This window comes from Mucilaginibacter sp. P1_D10, assembly GCF_056406215.1.
Genome location: NZ_JBFUAP010000014.1, coordinates 72,352 through 97,402, shown reverse-complemented (window position 1 = coordinate 97,402; position 25,051 = coordinate 72,352). Strand labels below are relative to the sequence as shown.

The window sequence follows — 25,051 nt, the reverse complement described above, 5'->3', positions numbered from 1 at the left end:
CAGGAGCCTCAAGGGCTGGTTGTATGTTCAACAATTAAAATTGCTGATTAATAAAATGCGCGAATAGCTGTTTTCGCCATTTTTATACTACATATGTCAGTTGTGGAATTTGCATGGCCACCGACGGAATGCATTTCACAGCATTATTTCACAAATCACTTTCACAAATAAACAGTTTGGCCCGCCACTATACCCTTATTAGTGGTACATATTGTTCCGCCAGCCAACAAACTTCGCATAAACACGTCTTTTGCACATTTGCAATATGATTTTTGCGATATGTGATATACCAATCCTCCGAAACCACAGAACTTAGCAGAAAGTCGAGGTTGAAAAACGCCGGGCTTCAACCAATTTTTTAACCAATACCAATTATTTTTTTCTGACAGAATTATAACCTCTCTGTTTACGTCCACAAATGCAATCGATTGCATTTGTAAAGAGGGTGATTCCATTAACTATACACCTGATAACCAATTATACGCATAAACAAACCTAAGTTATGAGCCTATGAGCACGACATAAAAAGCAGAGGGTAAAATGTCAAGGACATGTAAGCCCTCGATAAGTAACTAACCAATATTAATGTGAAAGATTAAAGCAGCCCAAAAATGAATTTTGAAAATGACGGTGGTAACGATGCTTAGCAAGTCTGCTTCCCATGCTATCTGTCGGCTTTAATCATCAAATCCTTAGTAAATAAATTATGAAAAAATCAATACTAAACATTTATAACAAAGCGGCGCTCTTACTGCTTTTCAGTATTTTGACTTGCGCCACAGCTTTGGCACAAAGCAAAAAAATAACGGGTATTGTGTTTGATGAAAATAATCAACCACTGCCCGGGGCGACTATTAAGGCCCCAGCCGGAAAAGTTACTACCTCTACCGACGTAAACGGTAAATTTACGATTGAAGTGTCTAATGACGAGAAGTCGCTGGTCGTACAATTTATAGGGTATTTAGATCAGGATATAGCAATAGGCACTCAAACTAGCCTCACCGTTCGCTTGACACCCAGTTCCAAAAACCTGAATGAAGTTATCGTGGTTGGGTACGGCACGCAACGCAGGAAAGATGTAACCGGCGCGGTGGTATCGGTTTCCGCAAAAACCTTAAGTGAAGTACCCGCACCAAACCTGATAGATCAACTAAAAGGCCGTACAGCCGGCGTTGATATAGTAAGCAATGGCGCAACACCAGGAACGGGTGGTCAAATCCGTATCCGTGGTAACCGAACTATTACTACAGGCAACAACGATGGTCAGGACGGCCCTTTGGTAGTTTTAGACGGGATACCCTATCCCGGCAGTATTAATGATTTTGCCCCGGAAGATATAGCATCCATAGATATATTGAAAGATGCATCAGCCACTGCTATTTATGGTTCGCGTGGTGCCGGCGGCGTTATCCTGGTTACTACCAAAAGAGGGCGTGCCGGCAAAGCGGTTATATCTTACGATGCATACTACGCAACAGCCAGCGTGCTCGGGAAGTATAACGTATATGATGGTGCCGGTTACGCACAGTTGAAGCTTGATGCCGCGACTTATAATACGGCATCTCCGGGCACCAGCGCATACCCAATAACACCGGCCGAACAGGCTGCACTAACCGCCGGGGTGTCCACCGATTGGCAAGGACTCATTTACAGGAATGCGCCAACTCAAAGTCATCAATTAGCCGTTTCGGGCGGTAACGATGCCACCCAATTCAATATCGCGGCTGGTTTCTACCGTCAGGATGGTATCATCGTTAATCAACGTTTTGATCGTGCCGATGTGCGCACAACAATAGATCACCGTATCAGCAGCCACGTTAAAATTGGGCTTAACAGTATAAATACCTACCGTATTACCGCACTGCCGGGCGGCGGTGGCGTACCTGGCGGTTTGGTTAGGACTACGCCGCTGGCCCCACTCAAAAATGATGACGGTACAGTAAATCTTTTCCCTCAAATCGGAAGTATTGATGCTGCTGCAGTAAGCCCATATACGCTTATTACAAAGGCAAGTTCAATTTACGATCGTACCCGCCGTTACTCCACTTTTAATAGCCTTTATGGTGAAGTGAATATTTTAGAGGGCCTTAGGTACCGGGTAAATGTTGGTTTGAATTTTATACAGGAAAATGGCAACTCTTACAACGGCACTTTAACCTATATAAACGGCAACGCATCACTAAACAACGCTGCCCTTAACAATAACGAGCAATGGAATTACAATATCCAGAATTTGCTTTATTACAATAAGGCGTTTAAAAAACATCGAATCGATTTTACTGCACTTTATGAGATAACAAAAGATCATAACAAGAACAGCAATTTCAACACTACTGGTGTGCCAACAGATTATATACGCAACTCTAACTTTAACCTTGCAAGCGGAACCATTAGCGGCGGCGGCAGTTTTAGCGAGCAGGGGCTTTTATCGTATATGGCGCGGTTGGCTTACAGTTACGACGATCGTTACCTTTTAACCATTACAGGCAGGCGAGACGGGGCATCTTCTCTGGCTCCTGGCCATCAGTGGTTTACTTACCCTGCTATTGGCCTGGGTTGGAATATCAGTAACGAAGCCTTCATGAAGAACGCCACTTTTGTCAATAACTTAAAACTGAGAGGGGGCTTCGGTGTCTCGGGCAATCGTAACGTAGGTGCATATGCCACATTGGGAGGCTTAACCTCAACGGCTTATAATTTCGGCAGCTCGGGGCAACTGGCCTATACGGTTACCAGTTTGCCAAACCCTAATTTGAGTTGGCAGTCTACAGCGCAAACCGATATAGGTTTAGATATCACCATATTGAATAACCGTATAACGGCCAATATTGATGTTTATCAGCAGAAGACCAAGGATATCCTCCTGCAAGTTAGCCTGCCGCCAAGCAGCGGTACCGGCAGTACCTTCCAAAACCTTGGTAAAACCGAAAGTAAGGGTTTAGAAATCAACTTGTCTACTATAAACGTTCAAACCAAAGGCGGCTTCACCTGGAGCACCGACTTTAGTTTTGCAATGAATAGAGAAAAAATTACGCAATTAACAAATCCGGGCCAGTTGAGCGATCCGGGAAATGGGTGGTTTGTGGGCCAGCCATTGAACGTTATTTACGACGTGAAGAAGATAGGTATATGGCAAACTTCTGACAAAACCGACGGGACCCTGGCGAAACAAACTTCTCCTGTTCAGTTCCCGGGTCAAATCAGGATACAGGATGTGAATGGCGACAACGTAATTAACGCCAATGACCGCCAGGTTTTAGGCAATTTCCAACCAAAATGGGTTGGTGGCTTTACTACTCGTTTTGCTTACAAAAACTTCGACCTTTCTGCAATTTTTTATGCCCGTATGGGTATGAAGGTATTGCTGCCCTATTTCACCGCCGATGGCGGCGCTGCAGGTTTCGCCTTCTTTAACCAGGGCCGCGTTAATCAAATCAAAACCAATTACTGGACCACTACCAACCCAACCAATGATTTCCCTGCGCCTGATGCCAGCACAGATCGTTTATTGTTTGGCTCAACGCTGGGGTATTATGATGGTTCGTTCATCAAATGCCGTAGTATCAATCTAGGATATACGCTGCCAACCGGGTTGATCAAGAAAATAGGTTTTAGCAATTTACGTGTTTACGCAAATGCAACTAATCCGTTCATCGTTTACTCGCCGATAGTGAGAGATCATTTGGCGCTCGATCCGGAAGGTAATGGATATGGCGGCTCGGTAAATAACAACGGCGGTAACGCAGCTGTAGCTGGTCGTGCTGTAAGCGTGAACCTTAACAACCCTTCTTACAGGCAGTTTACCATTGGTGTGAATGCTAAATTTTAAAATTAAAGAGATACTGATATGAAAACAAATAGAAAATTTGCTTGTGCTTTTTTAATTTTTACGGCACTTTTAGGCAATGGCTGCAAGAAAATATTGGAGGAACATCCGCAATCGAGCATAGTTCCATCCTTTTTCAACACCCCTTCGGGCGTGCTGGGCGGAATAGCCGGCGGCTACGCAGCAATACGCGAGGCTACATATGGCACCGAAGGTTTTACCGCCGAAATGGATGCCGGTACCGATGATCATTTGGCTGGCGGTAGCGCAAGCGGCATACAATTATACACCTATAACGGCATAAATTCCAGCGTAGGTGGTGCCGGTTTTGGTGACGCTTACCGGGCTATAAATACTGTGAACGGCGTATTGCAATATGGGCAGAGCATCGATTTGGATGCCGCAACCCGTAAGCAATATCTCGCCCAGGCTAAGTTTTTAAGGGCATTTTGGTATTTTTTATTAGTGCAGAAATATGGCGATGTGCCATTGCATACCGAATTTATTACGGTGCCTACAAAAGCAGATACAAGGGCCCCTGTTGCTGATGTTTATAAGGTAATTATACAGGATTTGACCGACGCAGCAGCAGATTTGCCGAATGTTCCAACAGCGCCTTTTACGGGTAAGGCAGCATGCAAGCCGGTTGCTCAGTTTTTATTGGCAAAGGCATATCTTACCAGAGGATGGTTAACCAACAGCCAGCCAGATTTCCAGCAGGCATATACGCTCCTTACGGGCCTTATTACCAATAAAGGAACCTATGGTTGGGATTTATGGCAAGATTACGGCGACGCGTTTAACCCTGCGAATGATAACGGAAAGGAAACCATTTTTGTGAGCGATCATAACATCGACACTAAGTACGGCATTTACCCGCTTGGCCAGGCACAAGGCGGGGGGCCGTACAATCTGTTGCCCTGGTTTACCAATTTTAATTACCCAAATTTAAGTGGTATAAATTCATATGAAAACACCTCGGGCGGTTTGGTTACTACCGGCGCAGGCGCAATGGTACGCGATGTGCAATATGGCCGGCCATACACCAGGACAAGGCCAAACACAGACCCCGTTAAAACAGGTGCCAATGCCGGCAAGCGCTACGTGTTAGATCAGGCATTTGTTAATCGTGATGTGGATTCCCGCTACGAGAACACTTTCTATACCGCTTGGATATCTAACGTAGCTACAGCCAATACAGCCGGCGCTGCAAATAATAAACGCGGAATTTCTTACACCATGGTACCTGGCTTAGATACCGGCATCTATATGCCGCCTTTCGATGTAGTGGGTGCCCCGCAATTTGTAGGAACAAGGCCATTTAAAGGCATCGTGATACCACCTAAATACTGGAATAATAACATCTTTCCTTCGGTAAAGAAGTTTATGGATCCAAGCCGTGCCGCAGCCAACTTCAACGACCCCTCAACCAGGCCCGTTGTCATCTGGCGTTTTTCTGATGTTTATCTGTTGGCCGCAGAGGCTGCTTTTAAACTCGGCGATTTAACCAACGCAGCTAACCTGATCAATGTGGTTAGGCAGCGGGCTGCTTATCGCAAAACAAATACGTCGGCTCAGAATTTGGCCGCCGTGGCAGCAATGACTATTCAACCCGGTGATGTTACGCTCGACTTTATACTCGACGAACGTAGCCGCGAGTTCTTTGCAGAATGCCAGAGATGGCTCGATCTGGTACGTACCCGATCGTTGACCACCAGGGTGAAAGCCTGGAATAACGAAGCCGCTCCGTACGTAAAAGATGAGTTTATGCTGAGGGCTATCCCGCAAAACGAAATTGATTTGGTTATAGAAGGGCCTAAAATGCCGCAAAACCCCGGGTATTAACCTTGTTGATAGTATGATTTTACTGTCGATGTGAAATATAAAGAGGCCGTTCGGTAACGAACGGCCTCTTTTTTGCATACGGGAGCCATCGGGTTATTCCATATTCTCCAAAGCCTAATTATCAGGCACCTATTTAGCCCCTAAAAACGCATCTTTTATGGGTAAAATACGCTCCCTTATTTTTTCGTGATTTCATCAACACAACCTGCTTAAAAAACAGAAACAATACATTTTTTAGCCAAAACACTCTTTTGGAGTTTTGTAAAGGAAAACACTATATATTATTTATATGCACTTTAATTAATATGCCCACTTAACTCTATATTGCCATGTGCAATTAATTTTATTGTATGGGTAATTTACGTATTATGCATAAGCTGTATTTTTATATGCGTAGCGTTATTATATGTAGCGTGTTAAGTATAGCGAGCGTGCCCAACTGTCTGGCCCAGACTGATCAAATAAAGGTGCTTGCCGGAAAACTCAATTCGGCCAAACACGATACCGACCGGGTAAATATCTATTATTCTATTTCCAGGCAATATTGGGGTAAAAATGCCGACAGTGCCCTTTTGATGGCGCAAAAATCGCTCGTGCTTGCACAAAAGATTCATTTCGAAAAAGGCATCGCACTGGCATACCTTGTAAAAGGCGTTGCCCTTGGTTACAAAGGGAAATGGCCCGAGGCCCTGGCTTGTCATTTTGAGTGCCTGCGCATCAGCGAAAAGTTGGGGATGGAAGGGTTGAGCGGCAATGAATATGGTAATATCAGTGGCATGTACATCAGTATAGCTGATTATCAAAAAGCACTTTACTATAACCGGCAAGCTTACAGGATAGCCCTGAAACAAAATGACCCCACACAGCAGGGTACAATGAACTTGTTGATAAACTTCGGCGAAATATTTAAGAAAAAAGGGCAGCCAGACTCGTCCATAGCTTATAATAACCAGGCGCTGATCATCGCGGAACGAACAAAAAACGCGTTTATTACGGCTGTTGCATTGTATAACATTGGCGAAAACTATGTTGCCAAAAAGAATTACCGGCTGGCACAGGTTTATTTTTACAAATCGCTTGCTATTTCACAAAAAAGCGGCGATGATGAAGGCGTTGCTTATTGCCATGGCGGCCTGGCGCTTACCAGCTTTTATACGGGCAACAATAAAGCAAGTATGCTTTACGCGCAACAATGCCTGGCCGAAAGCAAAAAATCGGGTATAGTTGAACTGATTTCAATGGCTTACAACGTGCTTTACTTAACTAATCAAAAAAATGGCAGTTATAAGAAAGCGCTGCTTTATCGCAACCTTGAAATTGCCTTAAATGACAGCCTGAAAACTGACGAAAAAGAAAAAGTTATACGGAATATACAATCGGGCTATGTACTGGAGCAAAAGGAACGACAAATTGATTTGCTGAATAAAGATAAGGTTATAGGGCAAAAAGAACTGGAACGGGTAAGGATACGGCGTGATTTATTAACCGCAGGGGCCATCTCATTACTCATATTTGCTTTTGTGCTCTTCAGAAATTATGTACAGAAACGAAAGCTTAGCGAGCAACTGGCCTCACAAAATAAAGACATATCGGCGCAAAACCTGCAGCTGGAAGAACTGGTACATGTAAAAGACAGGCTATTTTCAATTATAGGACACGATTTGCGGGGGCCGATCCATACCATCAGCCATATGATGGATATGATAAAAGGCGATGATTTATCTGAAGAAGAAAGTAAGTTTTGGGTTGAGAAAATATCTGGTACACTTACAATAACCGCGCATTTGGTCGAAAATCTGCTGTATTGGGCAAAAAGCCAGATGGATGGCATCCAGGCTAATCCCACTTGTTTTGATGTGCAAAAGGTGATTGAACAAAATGTCATCCTGCTGAAAGAGCGGGCTGCAGAAAAGAAAGTATTGGTAACAGGGGCGGAGCTTACCGGGCCCGAAACTGTTTACGGCGATGATGGTTTGAAAGTAAGGCAGGTATCGGCAGCTCGTTTTATTTTAGTGTACCTTCGGGTATAGCCGCCCCGGATCTAAGAAGCTGTTAAAAAAGGGTAATTGGAAAATGGTATAGGCCGTGTCTCGGGAGCTGCTATGAACATAGCGACTGAACATTTGGAGGCTATATAAAACGAAATGTTGTATCCTGCTCAGGATAAAATGGCCACCTTAGTCATAAATACACCCGTATTTATTGGTGTCGTTTTAATAGCATTAATTAAATATATGAGCTATCCTAAAATCGGTACAAAGCCAACAAAGGTATCGTTGGTAATTTGCCTGGCAATTTGTTTTGTCGCAGGCATCAATTGGTCTTATAAGCCTTACCACAAAGCCCCTGCAATAATTCGCCGGCAGCAGGATAACAACGACGAGAAAGGGCTGAAAGACTATTACAAGAAATATTTTTCTATCGGAGTAGCGGTAAATATTGCGGCACTATCGGGCGACGAAGCAGATTTGATAAGCCGCGAATTTAACAGCGTTACGGCAGAAAACGACATGAAGATGGGGCCAATTCACCCCCGGGAAAATACCTACAACTGGCGTAATGCAGATTCTATTGTGAATTTTGCCATAAAACATAACATAAAGGTTAGGGGGCACAACTTGCTGTGGCATGCGCAGGCACCTGCATGGATGTTTAAGGATAGTACGGGCAAACAGGTAAGCAAAGAGGTGTTGCTGCAGCGCTTAAAAGACCACATTACAACCGTAGTAAATCATTTCAAGGGCCGGATATATGCCTGGGATGTGGTAAACGAGGCCATTGACGACAAGCCGGATAGTTATTTGCGTAACTCGCTATGGTACAAGATATGCGGCGAAGATTTTATACCCAAAGCTTTCGAATATGCCCACGCAGCCGACCCATCCGTTGCGCTTTACTATAACGACTACAATAGCGAAGAAGAACCCAAACGGGAGAAGATTTACCGGCTGCTGAAAAGCCTGATAGATGCAAAAATACCCATAACGGGAGTAGGTTTGCAGGGGCATTGGAAACTGGATAACCCCACACCAGAACTGATAAGGAAGGCAATTGAACGGTACGCATCCCTGGGATTAAAAATCCAGATTACGGAGCTTGACATTACTGTGCGAAAACCCTTTAAACGTGATACCAGTATGGTAAACGGTGCGCAGCCAACCATGCCGGTTGATTCGGGCTATACGCCCGACCTGGCCCGGCAGCAGGAACAGCGCTACAAAGAAATCTTCGGGATATTCAGGGCGTACCGGAAGGTAATTACCAACTTAACCTTCTGGAATGTATCAGACCGCCATAGCTGGCTCGATGCAAGGAACGGCGGGCTTGCCGGGGGCGCCGCAGCCAGCGACGGCACCAGGCCCACCATCCGTAAAGCCTATCCTTTGTTGTTCGACGAGCATTTGCAGCGCAAGAAAGCCTATTACGCGGTAGTAGATTTTTAACAAACAAATTCATAGGCATTCTCAGGATTCCTGAATAAGGTATAAAAAAGGAAGAGGTTGTGTTAATTGATTTTAATACAGCCTCTTGTTGTGTTATAAAGCCTGCAAAGTGCCTGGCCGATGTTCACGGTGTTCACGTGCGCGCGCGTGAACACCGTGAACGTTCTCAAATAATTGCAAATCAACTACTTGTAATTTTGTGAATGGTGTCAAAATCGTGTCACCATCGCTGTGACCGGCTAGCTTTAACCAAAGTTAGCTCTTTGGAAAACGCCTGATCGGGCCTGATGAGACCTAAATCTATGCGTGATATGGATTCTGTTGTTGTTGCATCCTGGGTATATAACACTTTCAGGTACCATTCGCCTGTGTTGCTGATTGAACAGCCCAATAGTTTTTTTATTTGGCGACTGCAACGTAATCTTCTGGCTGTACAGGACTCCCGGGAGACAAGCTATGGCCAGAAGCCCGATGATAATAGGTTTAAAAGTTTCATGTTAATTATCCATTTTTAAAAATAGCCGGAAATACAAATGTTCAGCAAATCGCCCGATCATTTCCCAATCAGCGTGTAGGTTTTACCTGTTACAGTTTTAATATCGTAAAGTGTGCTCGGTGCCAAATTAACGCTTAGGTCTTTACCCGAAGGTTTGATTATAGGATCGGGTATAGTTGTAATATTATAAAATGGATTTGAATTTTTGCCACTCGCTTTTTTAAGCAGGCTGCCGGTTGCCGGTTGATTCAGCCGCAGGCGTAAGTTCCCACCGACTTTTGAATGAACAACCAGGCGCGTTAGTTTGCCTTGGTCCCAGTCCATATCCACCACAAAACCGCCCCGGGCAACCAGGCCTTTTACACTGCCTTTCTTCCATACATCGGGTAAAGCAGGTAGTAAGTAAATAAAACCATCATGGCTTTGCAGCAACATTTCGGCTATGCCCGATGTGCATCCGAAGTTACCATCAATCTGGAAGGGTGGATGTGCGTCAAACAGGTTGGGGTAGGTGCCTCCACCTCTGCCGGTAACAGGCGCAATTTGGTCTGTTATTAATTTGTAAGCGTGATTACCATCGAGCAGCCGTGCCCATAGGTTAATTTTCCAGGCCATCGACCAGCCCGTGGACACGTCGCCGCGATACAGCATAGAATTTTTTGCCGCGGCAAACAGTGCAGGATTGCGGAACGGTGAAATCTGGCTGCCCGGGAACAGCCCATACAGGTGCGATACGTGGCGGTGATTATCGGTAGGTGAATCTAAATCTTCCAGCCATTCCTGCAATTGCCCATACTGGCCAACCTGCATTGGCGGTAGCCTCTTCCGGTAACTTAATACGCTATCGCGAAAAGCCTTGTCAACTTTTAAATCAGCAGCAGCGTTTGCAACCAGGGTAAACAAGCCATAAACCAGTTGGTTATCCATAGTTGCGCCTGCCGTTACCGATACCTGTGTTTTACCGTTGATATATTCGTGCTCCGGGGAAACAGATGGCGATACCACCAGCCAGTTGTGCTCCTTGTCTTCCTGCAAAACGTCGATAAAATACACAGCGGCATCCTTCATTACCGGGTAGTATTTTTTAAGGAAATCCTTATCGCCGGTATATAAATAGTGTTCCCAAACGTGTTGGCAAAGCCAGGCATTTCCGGTTGGCCAAAGCCCCCAAAATGCCCCGTCGACCACCCCCGTCATTCGCCATATATCGGTATTGTGGTGCATAGACCATCCACGCGCGCCATACATAACCCGCGCAGTTTCTTTGCCGGTAACAGCCAAATCTTTAATCATATTGAACAGCGGCGTGCTTAGTTCCGGTAATTGGGTAACCTCGCTCGGCCAGTAGTTCATTTCGGTATTTATATTAATGGTGTACTTACTATCCCAGGCACCTTTCAAATCGCCGTTCCAAATACCCTGCAGATTGGCAGGTTGTGAGCCGGGTTGAGAGGAGGATATCAGCAGGTACCGCCCGAATTGAAAGTAAAGCTCGGCTAGTTGCGGGTCGTTTCCTTGTGCGAAATTCTTTATTCGAAGATCAGTTGTCGCTTCCGCCGCCGCAGTAGTACCCAAGTTTAATTTAACGCGGTTATAATATTTTTGATAGAAAGTAATGTGCTTTGCAAGTAACGTTGCATAGCTGTTTTTGTAAGCTTTATTGATGATTGCCCGCGCACGACTTAGCGGATTGGCGCTGATATCATGGTAGTTGACAAAGTTTGTGGCGATTGATAGGTAGATGATAGCAGTATCCGCATGCATTACCTTGATGCCCGAAGTATCGGCAGTAAGCGAGCCTGCGGCCAATTTTACCCTGGTGATGACATTGAACTTAACCCTGCCTTTTTGATTTTCGTGATCGCTGCTCAGGCCGGAGAGGATCAGGTCGCCGTTGACAACTTCTTTGTTTGTGCTTAGCGGACTTTGAAAGGCAATGTTGCAGGTGATCATCTTAGGTTTATCGGCAGTAAGCCTAACCATTAATACGTTATCGGTAAACGACGTGAAATATTCGCGCTTATACTTTACACCATTATAAACATAGGTTACCGAAGCGGTAGCGTTTTCGATGTTAAGGTCTCTTTTATATTCAACTGTATTTTGATGCCCCGGAAAATTGATATACAAGTTGCCCGCCAGTTGGTAAGGCATGCCACTATTGCCTTTTGGGCCCAATTGTTTATTCGCAACCAACTGGGCTTCCACGTATTTTTTTTGCGCCAGCAATGCGCGCACTTCATCAATATAGGGTCTTGCTGCCGAATCGATGTTATTGTTGGGGCCTCCGGCCCAAATTGTCGATTCATTTAGCTGCAGGCGTTCAACCTGCGCATCGCCAAATACCATTGCGCCGATGTGCCCGTTGCCAATTGGCAGTGCTTCGTTCCAGTTGGCGGCGGGCTTGTTGTACCATAAAATGTTTTTGCGTTGTGCAAAAACCGCAATGCTGCAGCATTGCAGAATACATACCGTAGCTAATTTAAAATAGTTACTGGTCATTATAAATTTGGGCATTGGGTCAGGATTAAGGGCAGTTGTTTTAAACTGTAAATGATTTTCGCCGTTAAAACCGGCTTTAGGTTATTTAATCCCACTAAATTAATTATTCTGCGCTAAAGCTGGTTGCCTATTTTGCAGGCCTTGACATTTATGTTAAAGACGTGTCAAATACTGTTATCAGAAAGCTTATGCATTGTGGATTTTAGCGCTGTAAACCAATTACTAATAAACAAGGCGGGCCATTGCCCGTAAGGGGGCGAACCGCTAAGCTGGCATTAAAGCTACAGCTAAAAGGGTTGCCGGGTTATGAAAGAGTCATCATGTATTTTACAAAATCAAATCATTTGAAAGGATTGCTGTCGGCAAAATTGATGTGCCTGCTCATCGCTATGGCACCAATAAAGGTTGTAGCCCAAACTTTAATGACTATTTACCCCGATACCATCCCCAACACAAGGAATGGGCAGGTGGTATTGCCGCAGAAATTAAACCCCGGCCTTATATACAGCGTGCCAAAACCCGAAATTGAAATGTTCTCGCCGGCAGAAGGGAAATCCAACGGATCTGCTGTTATTATTTGCCCCGGGGGGAGTTACAAAGTATTGGTTTATCAGGGGGAGGGTGTGAGGGCCGCGCGGGCTTTTGCCGAAAACGGTACCACGGCATTCGTGCTCAAATACCGGCTGCCCGATGATTCGGTGATGGTGGATAAAACGATCGGCCCGCTTCAGGATGCCCAACAAGCCATCAAATTTGTACGCCAGCGGGCGAAAACATGGGGGATTGATCCTAACCGTATTGGGATAATGGGTTTTTCGGCAGGCGGGCATTTAGCAGCCACGCTGGCAACGCATTTTCATCATGCGCTAATAAAAAATCCGGAAAATATAAGCCTCCGGCCGGATTTTCTGATCCTCGTTTACCCGGTAATTAGCATGCAGGATAGCCTCACCCATTTGGATAGCAGGCGCAATTTACTGGGGAAAGCCCCATCCAGGGCAACCGTCGATGCCTTTTCGAACGAATTGCAGGTTGCTGATGATACGCCACCAACTTATATCACCCATGCAGGAGACGATAATTTGGTGAGCGTTGATAATAGCATCGTATTCTACCAAAAACTAAGGCTGCATAAAGTCGCCGCAGAGTTGCACCTGTTCCCTAAAGGAGGGCATGGGTTTGTACTGGGCCAACCCATCGAAAGCTGGACAGCTCCCATTTTTAAATGGATGCAGACATTAAATAAATAACACAAATACCCACTTCACGCATACAATTACATCAACACCATAAACCCACAATCATGAAGATATTCTATTTCGTTTGCTTACTGGTTTTGGCCGGCTATACGGCCTGCGCGCAGAACGGCACACCCGCAAGCACAAATATCAGGCAGGCAAAGTACCCCTTGATATTGCCCGATCATCGGGTGGTATTCCGCGTAAAAGCGCCAGATGCCTGGAAGTTGCAAGTGGATCTGGGCAAAAAGTACGATATGCAGAAAGACAGTAGCGGCGTATGGACTGCAACCACAGACTCGATAAGTGAAGGCTTTCATTATTATTCTTTGTTAATTGATGGCGTGGCCGTTGCCGACCCGGCGAGTGAATCTTTTTATGGCATGGGGCGCATGGCCAGCGGTATCGAAATTCCTTTTGCGCAAGGCGGTTACTATGAAGACAGAGACGTGCCGCATGGCGACATGCGTATCCGCAAATACTACTCGGCAATGGCAAAGGCCTGGCGACGGGTCTTTATTTATACGCCCCCTGGCTACGATGCAAATACAAAGGAAAAGTTCCCTGTACTTTATATTCTGCATGGGGGCGGAGAGGACGAACGCGGCTGGGCAAACCAGGGTAAAACAGATGTGATATTGGATAATTTAATAGCCGATAAGCGTGCAAAACCCATGTTGGTGGTAATGCCTGATGCTAACTTCAGTGCTTCCGGTTTTTCTGAAGATTACCTGCTTACGGTTGAGCAGGAGATAAAAGGATCGGTTATCCCGTTTATCGAAAAAAACTACCGTACAAAAACTGACCCTGGGAGTAGGGCACTTGCAGGCCTTTCTATGGGCGGCCTGAACACCTTATACACAGGCATCAAAAATAATGACATGTTCGCTTACCTGGGCGTATTCAGTTCGGGCTGGATATTGCCCATGCAAAATGATATTGCCGGCGCGCAGTACGACTTCATGAAAAAGAATCAGCCAACGATTAATAAGAATCTAAAAGCTTTTTGGATAGCGATGGGCGGCAAGCAGGATATCGCCTATAACAATTGCCAGTTAATGCTCGCCAAATTTAAAGAGCTGAATATAAACTATACCTATTATGAATATCCCGGCGGCCACATCTGGCCCGTGTGGCGCAACAACCTGTATCATTTTGCACCCTTATTGTTTCAATAGGGCGTGCCGGAGCAACAATTAGGGGTATATTAAATTCAAGGATCAATAAAAATATAAGTGATGAAGTTTTATACGAAAAGCGGTTTGCTGCTCAGTTTATTAACTGTTTTGATCAGTTACGCTGCTGCGCAAAACCCGTTGATTAGAAATCAGTACAGTGCCGACCCTACAGCACGGGTGTTTGAAGGGAAAGTATATATATACCCATCGCATGATATTTTGGCTACACCCGGCCACGGCCGCCTGGCTTGGTTTTGCATGGAGGATTATCATGTGTTTTCCTCGTCGAACCTCGTTGATTGGACCGATCATGGTAAAATCCTTTCCCAGAAAACCGTGCCCTGGGCAGATTCGACGGCCTATAGCATGTGGGCACCGGATTGTATATTCAGGAACGGGAAATATTACTTTTATTTTCCGGCCCCGCCGGCGGCAAAAGCAAACAGCAGAGGTTTTAAGATAGGCGTAGCTACGTCAAACACGCCTTATGGTCCGTTTACGCCGCTGCCCGATCCGATTGCAGGTGTGAACGGCATCGACCCGAATGTTTTTATCGATAAAAGCGGTCAGGCCTATTTGTATTGGGCTCAGGGTAATATATATGTGGCTAAATTAAAAGACAACATGGTTGAGCTGGACTCCGCCCCGCAAATAATAGCCAATCTGCCGGATAAGGGGCTTAAGGAAGGGCCCTTCCTGTTCGAACGCAAGGGGATTTATTACCTTACCTATCCGCATGTGGAGAATAAAACAGAGCGCCTGGAATACGCCACAAGCGATAGCCCCACGGGCCCTTTTAAATTCACCGGTGTAATTATGGATGAGTCGGCTTCCGGGTGTTGGACAAATCATCAATCTATTGTTTCGTTTAAAGATCAATGGTACCTGTTTTACCACGATAACCAGTTGTCGCCCAATTTCGATAAGGCCAGGGCCATCCGTGCCGACAGCTTGTTTTTTAACGAAGACGGAACCATCCGTAAAGTGATCCCTACTTTGCGGGGCATTGGGGTTTCCTCTGCTACACAAAAGATAGAAATAGACAGGTACTCTAACATAAGCAGCACGGGGGCCGCAGTTGATTTTATTGATACAGCAAAGCGGTTCAACGGCTGGAAAACGGTTTTAAGCCAAAAAGGTGCCTGGGTTCGTTATAACGCAGTTCATTTTGATAAGAAATCGAAGAATCTATCCATCATGGCAAGGTCTGCCGTAGGAAGCGTAATAGAAATACGGCTGGATAAGCTGGAAGCAAAGCCGATTGCCCGTATAAATATTACTAAAAATAACCAATGGACGGCCATAAAATCAGCTCTGTTGAAAGCAATTGCAGGTAAGCGCGATTTGTTTGTTGTACTTACGGGGGCCAATTCAGCTGAAATTGACTGGGTGAAATTTTGAGTGCGGAAAAGTTAGCATGCTGCCATTAAGCCTGTGAAATACTTGCGATATCGTTGCTTGTGCAGGGCATTCGGAAGGCAATTAGCCAGACCCTTTATGACCGGCCGAAAGCGTAACAGCCGACATAAGGTAGTGCCTAATGCAAGAGGTATATTGTAAGGTACATTTGTATATGCTTGTGTTAAATAGCATGAATTACACACCAGTTAGAACTGTTTTTTGCTGGTTCGGCTTACGGAGATTTATTTATATTTTTTATAAAATTATTGTAATTTCAACAATTATAAACCACTCGTTTTCCTAATTGATGTTTTGGTAACAGCTTCATCAAAAGCTTTTTTGTGTTACGCTTAAACGGCATCTTGCACATGCACTTTGATGTTGCTGCTTATACATAGGCCTGATAAATTTGAGAGAGAAATGCATTATTTTCAGCTGTTTTCGAGCCGGAAGGCCAACCCGTTGCTGCTATTTCAGCTATGTGTTGTAGTGATTATTGTATTTGCCTGCCCAGGGAGTACCCATGCTCAGGATATAAAATTTACGGCAATAACATCGCGCGATGGGCTATCATCAAACACCGTAAACGCAATACTAAAAGATGATGACGGGTACATGTGGTTTGCAACACCCGAAGGCGTAGACAGATATAACGGCAAAGACATAAAGGTTTATGGTTTTCATAACGGAGGCCAGGCAAGTGTGCAGGCAAACGAAGCTGCCTCTATGTATAAAGACCGGCAGGGTAGGATCTGGGTTGGTACCGTAGGCGGCGGACTTTATTTTTATGACAAAGCGAACGATCGGTTTGCCTCCTACCCGGGACTGGGCAGGCAAGGCGGCGTTACCAATCCAAATCAATACATCAGGACAATTTGCGGCGACTATAGCGGGAAGTTATGGCTTGGCAAAATTGATGGTATCACTATATTGGATACTGCGGCAAAAACAACCCGCAGGTTTTTCCCCGCAGAACGACACGGCGGCCAGCAGACGCCGGAGAATATAATGTGTTTGTTTGAAGACCGTCAGCACAGAATGTGGATAGGAACGTCAACCGGGCTTCACTTGTTTAACCCCGCTACGGGAAGTTTCACAACTTTTACACACGACAAAAACAATGTAAACAGTATCGGATCGGATAGGGTCAACACGGTGACACAATCTGCCGACGGCAGGATTTGGGTGGGCACGTTTAAGGGCGTAACCTGTTTTTCAGCAGACCTAAAAGCGTGTAAGAATTTCAACTACAGCCCTTCTGACAACAGGACTTTAAGCGGCAACCTGATATATAGTATTGCCGCGGCAAATGCAAACCAATTATGGATTGGTACAGAAGGCGGGCTGGACATTATGGATATGCGCACGGGTTTAGTTCAGCGCTTTAAGCACGATGACCGCGAGGTGTTTAGCATAAACAGCAAATCTATCCGCTGCCTGTACCTGGACCCTTGTGGTATTTACTGGCTGGGTACCTACGAGGGGGGCGTGAACAAATACGACAGGAGCCTTACCTTATTCGATCTGAAACAAAATAATGGCTACGATGCCAAAAGCTTAAGCAACCCGGTGGTAACATCGCTTGTAGAGGGCAAACAAGACAAAATTTACGTGGGAACCGATGGTGGCGGGCTTAACGTTTTTGATACAAAAACACGATTGTTCAGCCATGTGGATATCAGGCCAAAAGAAAAAATAAACTCGGCAGGCCTGCCAATTTTATGTATGGCGCTCGATGGTAACGAGCAGCTTTGGCTCGGTACTTTCCAAAACGGACTGTTTGTTTATAACACCAATAACGGCAGCTACAAGCAACTGAAGGCCGGTAGCGGAGCCAGCGATATCAGCAGTAACGAAATATTTTGTTTGAAATACGATAGCAAAGGCCAAATGTGGGTGGGTACTAACGGCAACGGGTTGAACAAGTACGATCCCGCGACCGGAACCTTTAGCAAATACGAGGGCACTTTCGGGTCCTTAGATCAAAAAAGCCTTCCTTTAAATGGATATATAAGGGCAATTGAAGAGGACAGGGAGGGAAATATTTGGATCGGCTCGGTTGGGACCGGAATTGCGGTACTCAACCCAAAAACGCAAAAATTCAAATCACTCAGCTTTGCCAATACAGGTATGGCTATTGACAGGGTTTTTAGTTTATTAGAAGATCACCTTGGCAATATGTGGATAGGTACCAGCGGCGATGGCTTGTTTTGCTACAACATAGCTACCGGTAAATTAAAGTCATATTCCACTGCTAATGGCCTCGCAAGCGGCGTTATCCATAAAATTTTAGAAGATAGCCATGGCAATATCTGGGTAAGTACCAATAAAGGGATATCAAATTTTAACGCAGGCCTAAAGCAAATCACCAATTACTCAAAATATAACGGGTTGCAGAATGCCGCATTTTCTGACGGGGCAGGTTTAAAACATTCAAATGGCTCGTTGTTTTTTGGTGGCGGTGGCGGCCTTAACTATATCGACCCCGCAAAAGACGTTAAATTCAATAGAAATCCGCCGCCCGTTTTTTTAACGGGTCTGCAGGCTGATAATAAAGTCGTAACGCCGGGTAAGGATGCTCCTATAGCGTCCGATATTTCCGTTGCCAACAAGCTCACGCTCCGTTACAAGCAAGATTTCTCTTTAAGTTACAATGCCGTTAATTTTACCATCCCCGAGCAAAATAGTTATGCTTACAAACTGGTGGGCTTTAATACCGATTGGAATTACGTTGGGCCGGCAACTACAGCCTACTTCACCAATTTAAACCCGGGGGAGTACACCTTTATGGTGAAGGCCGCTAATAACAATGGTATTTGGAGCAAAGGAGTGGCCAGCATACACGTTAGCATACTGGCCCCGGTATGGATGACCTGGTACGCTTACATAACCTATTTTTTAGTTGTCCTTGGCTCGTTGTTGTTCATAAGGCATTTAGGCATTAAAAAGGTAAAAATGAAATTGGCCGTTGAGCAGGAAAGGAAAATGGCAGAGGAGATGCACCGGGTTGATATGATGAAAGTAAAATTCGTAACCAATCTGAGCCACGAATTCAGGACACCCATTTCGCTTATCCTCGCACCAACCGATAAATTGCTGGCCCATCATAATGATCGCCAAACCACCAAACAGCTTGCCGTTATTAAGCGCAATAGCCACAGGTTGCTCAACCTGGTGGATGAGATGCTGGATCTCAGGAAAATAGAAGAACATGAAATGAAACTGAATCTTGCCGATGGAGAGATATCGTCCTTTATCAAAGAGGTGGTGGATTCGTTTTATGACCTTTCCGAATCAAAAGACATACAGCTTCACTACGAGGGATTACAACATCCTATGTTTGTAAAATTCGATGCAGATAAAATTGAACGGATACTACTTAATTTGCTTTCAAACGCCTTTAAGTTTACCCCAGCGGGAGGGAAAGTAAGGGTAGAAATATTGGAAATATCCCGAGAAGTTGCGAAATCCACAGCCTCCCTTGCGATAAAGGTAACTGACAATGGTATCGGTATTGAAAAAGAGAATTTAACTAAGATATTCAACCGTTTTTTCCAGGGGGAGAATCTGTCGGGAAGCTTAAATCAAGGAAGCGGTATAGGGCTTTCTATCGCTAAGGAATTCGCTGAAATGCACGGCGGCAGGATACTGGTAGATAGTAAACCGGGTAATGGTACTGTTTTTACAGTAATGATTGATCTGAAATTGTTTGATCATCAGCTCGCTGCGCCTGAGCCAGTCGCCACAGCGGAGGAATTGGCAATGGCTAACGGGCAAGACGACGAAACAATTGAAGAAACTAAAGCCAATGCCACCTCTAAGCTGCGGGTACTTATTATAGAAGATAACGCCGAATTGCGAAGCTATATTAAAGATAATTTAAAAAGGAGCTTTAAGGTAGACGAAGCTGCAGACGGCAAAGAAGGGTGGGAGAAAGTGCTTTCGTTCCATCCGGACCTGGTTGTAAGTGATATAAGCATGCCCCATATGGATGGCATCACCTTGACCAGTAAAATCAAGGCAGATAAGCGCACCTGCCAAATCCCCGTTATTTTGCTCACTGCCCTTACCGGCGACAGGCAGCAGCTATTGGGGCTGGAAACGGGCGCAAACGATTACCTTACCAAGCCGTTTAATTTCGAGATATTGAACCTGAAGATCAAAAACTTATTGTCTCAAAATAGCATATTAAAAAATACGTATAGCAAACAACTTAAGGTTACTCCGGAGAGCGTGGAAGTAGAATCGAGCGGCGAGAAATTCCTGAGTAATGCAATCAACTATATCGAAAAAAACCTTACGAACCCCAAGTTCTCGATAGTGGATCTAAGCGAACATCTCGGCATGAGCAGAGGGGCGCTTTACAATAAGATATTTGCACTTACCGGCCAGCCGCCTGTGGAATTCATCAGGTCCTACAAGCTCGATCGGGCAGCTTTTTTACTGTTAAAGAGCGACATGACCGTATCGCAAATTGCATATGAAGCGGGTTTTGGTACGCCCCATTATTTTTCAAAGTCGTTTAAAAACAAGTTCGATGTACTCCCTTCAGAATACCGTAAAATGGTATTTAAAGAAGACGCTTTATCCGATGCTTCAACTGTGCGCGTTTAGTCATTTAATCAAGCTATTTGGAATACGGCAGGCGGATATTTCTATATTTTAATGTCGATTATACATTTCTTGCAGTAACATGTTAAAAAGTGTTATTCAAACCTTCCCTGTATAAATACTTTTGAAGCGGTCAAAGTCATCTTAACCGGCTTACGAAGCTAATTTATAACCGTTCAGCTATTTGTAATTTTCTCGGTTCTGCTTTTGCGCTATGCAGTATTTCTGATAATGCAGTAATAGATTGAAAGAATATTCGGCGTTCAGGCTGTGCTGTTTTGCGCAATTTTTTATTGGCCCTAACTGTTAATATTAAACTTTTGGATATGAGGTATCTGTACTCGGTTTGTTTCTGCATGATTTTGCAAATAATTGGCATCCCTGCATTGCTGGCGCAACATAACGCGGCTATAGATTCTTCATCTTTTTATTCATCGGTTAAAACCTATGTCAATCCTGTTTTGCCGGGAGACCATCCTGATCCTACGCTACTTAAGGTGGGCAACGATTTTTATTATTGCGGCTCAACATTTCACTTTAACCCGTACCTGCCTATTTATCACTCTACCGATTTGGTGCACTGGGAAGTGATTGCGCGCGTTTTGCCGGCAGCAAAGGCCGGCTGGGTTAACGACCGGCCGTCTGGCGGGATATGGCAGGGGGCTATTACGTATTTCTATGGCTCTTATTGGATTTATTTTTCCGCAGGGGGGCAATGGTTTTGTAAAGCCGCGTCGCCGGCAAGCCCCTGGTCGGCCCCGGTTCAGGTAAAATCTAACCCCCAGACAGGTAATCTGGGTTATGATAATTCAATTTTTGTAGACGATGACGGTAAGCCTTATATGCTGATAAAGGACGGGCAGAAGGTAAACCGCATACAAGCCCTCGGCAAAGACGGCCAGTTAGCCGATACCGTAATTAATATGGACTGGGTGAACGCCAAGCTACAATATAGCTGGGCAGAAGGCCCTGTAATGAGTAAACGTAATGGCTATTATTACTACTTTCCCGCCGGCGACGTATCGGGCGGGCAATATGTATTGCGGGGCACTGCGTTAACGGCAGATTCTACCAAATGGGAACGGCTCGGCGAGTTTTTTAAGCCCGTTACCGATCCCAAAGCAGGCTTCCGTCGGCCCAACCACATCGCGGCACCATTTCAACTTGCCGATGGCTCCTGGTGGACGATAGGGCAGAGTTACGAGAAATACCAGGGAGATGATTGGTCGGGCATGGGCCGCCAAACATCGCTGTTCCCGGTTTTATGGGAAGGTGACCGCCCCTGGGGCATGGCACCAACAACGCAACCTATTGTAAACCCAAGTTTGCCAAAATCACGCATTCCGTGGCGAAGTGTTAAGACAGATTATTTCAACAAGGACACACTGGGGCCCTGGTGGCATTTTTTAACAAAAAAAGCATCCGGCAGGTATTCTTTAACCGCGAGAAAAGGTTGGGTAAGGCTTACGCCGGATACCGTGCGCACGCATTTGGTGCAAAAGGAAACCGACCACTTTTATACTGCGGTAACAAAAGTTTCTTTGAATGCGCTCGAGCCGAATAGCAAAGGAGGGCTGTATTTAACCAATGGCAATCAAAAAGTTATCGCGCGGCTATACTCCGGGTACGATAATGGAAAAAAAATCGTGTTCAGCTTAGATAGCGCAACACGTTCCGTTGCCAATTTGGCCGGGGATGTAGTATGGTTAAAGCTGCAGCGCGAACAGCATCTCCTAACAGCCTTTTACAGTGCTGATGGTAAAAAGTGGACTAAGCTTGGCCAGCCCATAAGTGCTGAGGGCCTTGATAAGGTGCAGCCCAATTATAATTCGTGGGTAGGCACCAGTGTAGGCTTGTTTGCCGAAGGAAAGCCAGCCGATTTCGACTTCTTTATTTGTAAAGACGGATTGTCTGCACTGCCTGCCGTGGGATATAGCAATTATTTCGGCGCGTCAGTAGCAGATATCCAAGGGTGTAAGGCCGTCACAAATACATCTGCCCTTGGGGGATGGTTCATGATTTCGGGCGTAGAACTGGGCGAAGTATCTCCATCGGCAATTGCATTAACAGTCAATTCAGCGACCAAAGGCTACCTGGAGGTTTGGCTGGATGATTTGCAAAGCGGCACACTGCTTGCAAAAGTGCCCTTTACACCCACGGCACCGGGTAAGTGGAGCGTACTCACCAAAGCCATAAGAAAGGTCGTCGGCCAACATGATTTGTTCATAAAATTCCCGGCCGGAACGCCCAAGGTAACATTTGTTAAAAGTATCCGGTTCCTAACTAAATAGAAGCTATAACATGAAGAAAGTAATTGTTTTATTGTTACTCATTGGGCTGATGCCTGCATCTGTTTTCGCTCAAAACAAAAAACAGATAAATAAGAAAAATAGCGCTGCGGTTAAAAAGGGCGTTTATGTCAACCTTTTCCGCAAGGCGGGCTACAGCCAGGCAGATATCGATAAGAAAGTTGCCAAGGCTTATTACGACGTATTTGAAGGCCCTAACCGCGTTTTTTTTACAGTGGGCGATACGCTTGGTTATGTGAGCGATATTAAAAACCACGATGCCCGCACAGAGGGCCTTTCCTACGGAATGATGATAGCCGTACAGTTGAACAAGAAGGATGTGTTCGACCGGATATGGCGATGGTCTAAAAAGTACCTCCAGCACCAGGATGGGCCAAGGGAGGCATACTTTGCCTGGAGTATAAACACAGGTACCATGAAACGTAATTCGGAAGGCTCCGCGTCTGACGGGGAATTGTATTACATCACCAGCCTTTTATTCGCATCGAACAAATGGGGGAATAATACAGGTATCGACTATTACCACGAAGCACGCCGCATATTGGACGCTATGTGGAAAAAGGATGGTACCGGTAATATTTATAACTTAATTAATACCGAGCATAAACAGATAACCTTTGTACCGGAAGGCCGTAATTACAACTGGACCGACCCATCGTACCATCTCCCTGCTTTTTATGAAGCATGGGCCTTGTACGCAAAAGACGGGCATGAGCAATTTTACAGGGATTGTGCCGATACTTCCCGCGTTTTCCTCCACCGTGCCTGCGATTCGGTAACCGCGCTGAATTCCGACTATACAGAATTTAGCGGCAAACCCCATCCAACGCCCTGGATGCCGCCCGGCTTCAGGTACGACTCCTGGCGGGTACCTATGAACATCACCATGGATTACGTATGGTTCGGTAAAGACAAGGCCTGGCAACAGCAGTATGCCGTACGTCTTCAAAATTTCCTGCGCTCCAAAGGCATCGATTCTTTTGAGGACCAGTTTAACCTGGACGGTTCGCGCCCGGGTTTTATTTTAAAGGCCGGCAGCGTTGAAAAGCTGAGGCACTCCCTCGGCCTGGTAGCTACTTCTGCTTCCGCATCTATTATGAGCAAGGATACCGCGAGCCTCGATTTTGTACGCGCATTATGGAATGCCAAACTGGAACCTTACGACGATGGGTACTTCGACCCGTATTACGATGGCCTGCTATATCTCTTTAGCCTGATGCACCTGAGCGGGAAATACCAGTTGATAACCCCACAACATAACTAAATTCATCCACCACAAAAATTATAAACCGAAATGAAGAAGTCATTACCAATTAAGCAGTTGCTTTGCACCATAGCAGCATTGCTGTTTACTACTTGCGTGTTTGCGCAAGATATTGCCCACCAGGCACAGGCAGGTTTCGATGTTGCGCAGGCAGATATCCCTCACGGGAAAATCGACACCATCACCTATGATTCAAAAACAGTTGGCAGTACCCGCAAAGCCCTGGTTTATACGCCGCCGGGCTTCTCGAAAAAAGTCAAATACCCGGTACTGTACCTGTTACATGGTATAGGAGGCGATGAGAAGGAATGGCTCAACGGCGGTACTCCGCAAGTTATCCTTGATAACCTGTACAAAGAAGGCAAGCTAACACCTATGATAGTGGTATTGCCAAATGGCCGCGCAATGAAAGACGACCGTGCGACCGGCAATATAATGGCCCCCGATAAGGTAGCCGCATTTGCGGCATTTGAGCAAGACCTGCTTACAGACCTGATACCTTTTATCGAAAGCAAATACCCGGTAATTAACGACAGGGAACACCGCGCCATAGCGGGCCTATCCATGGGCGGAGGGCAATCGCTGAATTTTGGTTTAGGCAACCTGGATAAATTTGCCTGGGTGGGTGCTTTCTCGGCTGCGCCGAACACAAAGAAACCCGAAGATTTGGTGCCAAACCCCGAAGTTGCAAAAAAGCAGCTTAAACTGCTATGGATATCCTGTGGCGCAAGCGATGGATTGCTTGCATTCAGCAAGCGCACGCACGATTACCTGGTGGAAAAGGGCGTTCCGCATGTTTATTACATAGAGCCCGGTGTGCACGATTTTAAGGTTTGGAAAAATGGCTTGTATATGTTTTCACAGTCAATTTTTAAACCCGTTGATGTAGCCAACTTCGCTAAATACGTTTACCCGGATAATAAATAAACAGGTGGTAG

At 45.4% G+C, this 25,051-nt stretch carries 12 protein-coding genes; 11 read left to right on the top strand and 1 reads right to left on the bottom strand.

Annotated elements, in window-relative coordinates:
• Positions 1-706 precede the first annotated feature (706 nt).
• The 4 genes from AC1DYT_RS20770 (at position 707) to AC1DYT_RS20755 (ending at position 9,114) form a co-directional block, all read left to right on the top strand.
• A complete protein-coding gene (locus AC1DYT_RS20770; RefSeq protein WP_477471435.1) occupies positions 707-3,829 on the top strand; it encodes a SusC/RagA family TonB-linked outer membrane protein in 3,123 nt (1,040 codons plus the stop codon).
• 18 nt (positions 3,830-3,847) lie between these two features.
• On the top strand, positions 3,848-5,671 hold the full coding sequence (locus AC1DYT_RS20765; protein ID WP_477471434.1) for a RagB/SusD family nutrient uptake outer membrane protein: 1,824 nt from the start codon (positions 3,848-3,850) through the stop codon (positions 5,669-5,671).
• Positions 5,672-6,084: 413 nt separating this feature from the next.
• On the top strand, positions 6,085-7,701 hold the full coding sequence (locus tag AC1DYT_RS20760; protein ID WP_477471433.1) for a tetratricopeptide repeat-containing sensor histidine kinase: 1,617 nt from the start codon (positions 6,085-6,087) through the stop codon (positions 7,699-7,701).
• A gap of 204 nt (positions 7,702-7,905) precedes the next feature.
• Positions 7,906-9,114: an endo-1,4-beta-xylanase gene (locus AC1DYT_RS20755; RefSeq protein ID WP_477471432.1), complete on the top strand. Its 1,209-nt coding sequence runs from the start codon at positions 7,906-7,908 to the stop codon at positions 9,112-9,114.
• Positions 9,115-9,667: 553 nt separating this feature from the next.
• Here the strand turns inward: AC1DYT_RS20755 and AC1DYT_RS20750 are convergent.
• Positions 9,668-12,127 (bottom strand): glycoside hydrolase family 95 protein, encoded by a 2,460-nt coding sequence (locus tag AC1DYT_RS20750; protein WP_477471431.1) that lies wholly within the window; start codon positions 12,125-12,127, stop codon positions 9,668-9,670.
• A 329-nt stretch (positions 12,128-12,456) separates the two neighbouring features.
• Between AC1DYT_RS20750 and AC1DYT_RS20745 the strand changes: the two genes are divergently transcribed.
• The 7 genes from AC1DYT_RS20745 to AC1DYT_RS20715 all read left to right on the top strand — a co-directional run bounded on the left by AC1DYT_RS20745 (position 12,457) and on the right by AC1DYT_RS20715 (position 25,040).
• Positions 12,457-13,362 carry an alpha/beta hydrolase gene (locus AC1DYT_RS20745; RefSeq protein WP_477471430.1) on the top strand — a complete coding sequence of 302 codons (906 nt, stop codon included), beginning with the start codon at positions 12,457-12,459 and terminating at the stop codon, positions 13,360-13,362.
• A 53-nt stretch (positions 13,363-13,415) separates the two neighbouring features.
• Positions 13,416-14,528, top strand: coding sequence for an alpha/beta hydrolase-fold protein (locus AC1DYT_RS20740; RefSeq protein WP_477471429.1), 1,113 nt, complete (start codon positions 13,416-13,418; stop codon positions 14,526-14,528).
• 60 nt (positions 14,529-14,588) lie between these two features.
• Positions 14,589-15,929, top strand: coding sequence for a family 43 glycosylhydrolase (locus AC1DYT_RS20735; protein ID WP_477471428.1), 1,341 nt, complete (start codon positions 14,589-14,591; stop codon positions 15,927-15,929).
• Between the two features lie 420 nt (positions 15,930-16,349).
• Entirely contained in the window at positions 16,350-20,543 is a 4,194-nt protein-coding gene (locus tag AC1DYT_RS20730) for a hybrid sensor histidine kinase/response regulator transcription factor (protein WP_477471427.1), read from the top strand.
• A gap of 323 nt (positions 20,544-20,866) precedes the next feature.
• On the top strand, positions 20,867-22,831 hold the full coding sequence (locus AC1DYT_RS20725) for a family 43 glycosylhydrolase (protein ID WP_477471426.1): 1,965 nt from the start codon (positions 20,867-20,869) through the stop codon (positions 22,829-22,831).
• Between the two features lie 10 nt (positions 22,832-22,841).
• On the top strand, positions 22,842-24,113 hold the full coding sequence (locus AC1DYT_RS20720) for a family 8 glycosyl hydrolase (RefSeq protein WP_477471425.1): 1,272 nt from the start codon (positions 22,842-22,844) through the stop codon (positions 24,111-24,113).
• Positions 24,114-24,143: 30 nt separating this feature from the next.
• Positions 24,144-25,040, top strand: a complete 897-nt coding sequence (locus AC1DYT_RS20715) for an alpha/beta hydrolase (protein WP_477471424.1) — start codon at positions 24,144-24,146, stop codon at positions 25,038-25,040.
• The last annotated feature ends 11 nt before the right edge of the window (positions 25,041-25,051 follow it).

Bases quoted from the DNA above. Each gene is read 5' to 3' on its own strand.
- AC1DYT_RS20750 (WP_477471431.1), bottom strand. From the start codon at position 12,127: ATGCCCAAATTTATAATGACCAGTAACTATTTTAAATTAGCTACGGTA.
- AC1DYT_RS20715 (WP_477471424.1), top strand. From the start codon at position 24,144: ATGAAGAAGTCATTACCAATTAAGCAGTTGCTTTGCACCATAGCAGCA.
- AC1DYT_RS20770 (WP_477471435.1), top strand. From the start codon at position 707: ATGAAAAAATCAATACTAAACATTTATAACAAAGCGGCGCTCTTACTG.
- AC1DYT_RS20765 (WP_477471434.1), top strand. From the start codon at position 3,848: ATGAAAACAAATAGAAAATTTGCTTGTGCTTTTTTAATTTTTACGGCA.
- AC1DYT_RS20725 (WP_477471426.1), top strand. From the start codon at position 20,867: ATGAGGTATCTGTACTCGGTTTGTTTCTGCATGATTTTGCAAATAATT.
- AC1DYT_RS20755 (WP_477471432.1), top strand. From the start codon at position 7,906: ATGAGCTATCCTAAAATCGGTACAAAGCCAACAAAGGTATCGTTGGTA.
- AC1DYT_RS20735 (WP_477471428.1), top strand. From the start codon at position 14,589: ATGAAGTTTTATACGAAAAGCGGTTTGCTGCTCAGTTTATTAACTGTT.
- AC1DYT_RS20740 (WP_477471429.1), top strand. From the start codon at position 13,416: ATGAAGATATTCTATTTCGTTTGCTTACTGGTTTTGGCCGGCTATACG.
- AC1DYT_RS20730 (WP_477471427.1), top strand. From the start codon at position 16,350: ATGCATTATTTTCAGCTGTTTTCGAGCCGGAAGGCCAACCCGTTGCTG.
- AC1DYT_RS20720 (WP_477471425.1), top strand. From the start codon at position 22,842: ATGAAGAAAGTAATTGTTTTATTGTTACTCATTGGGCTGATGCCTGCA.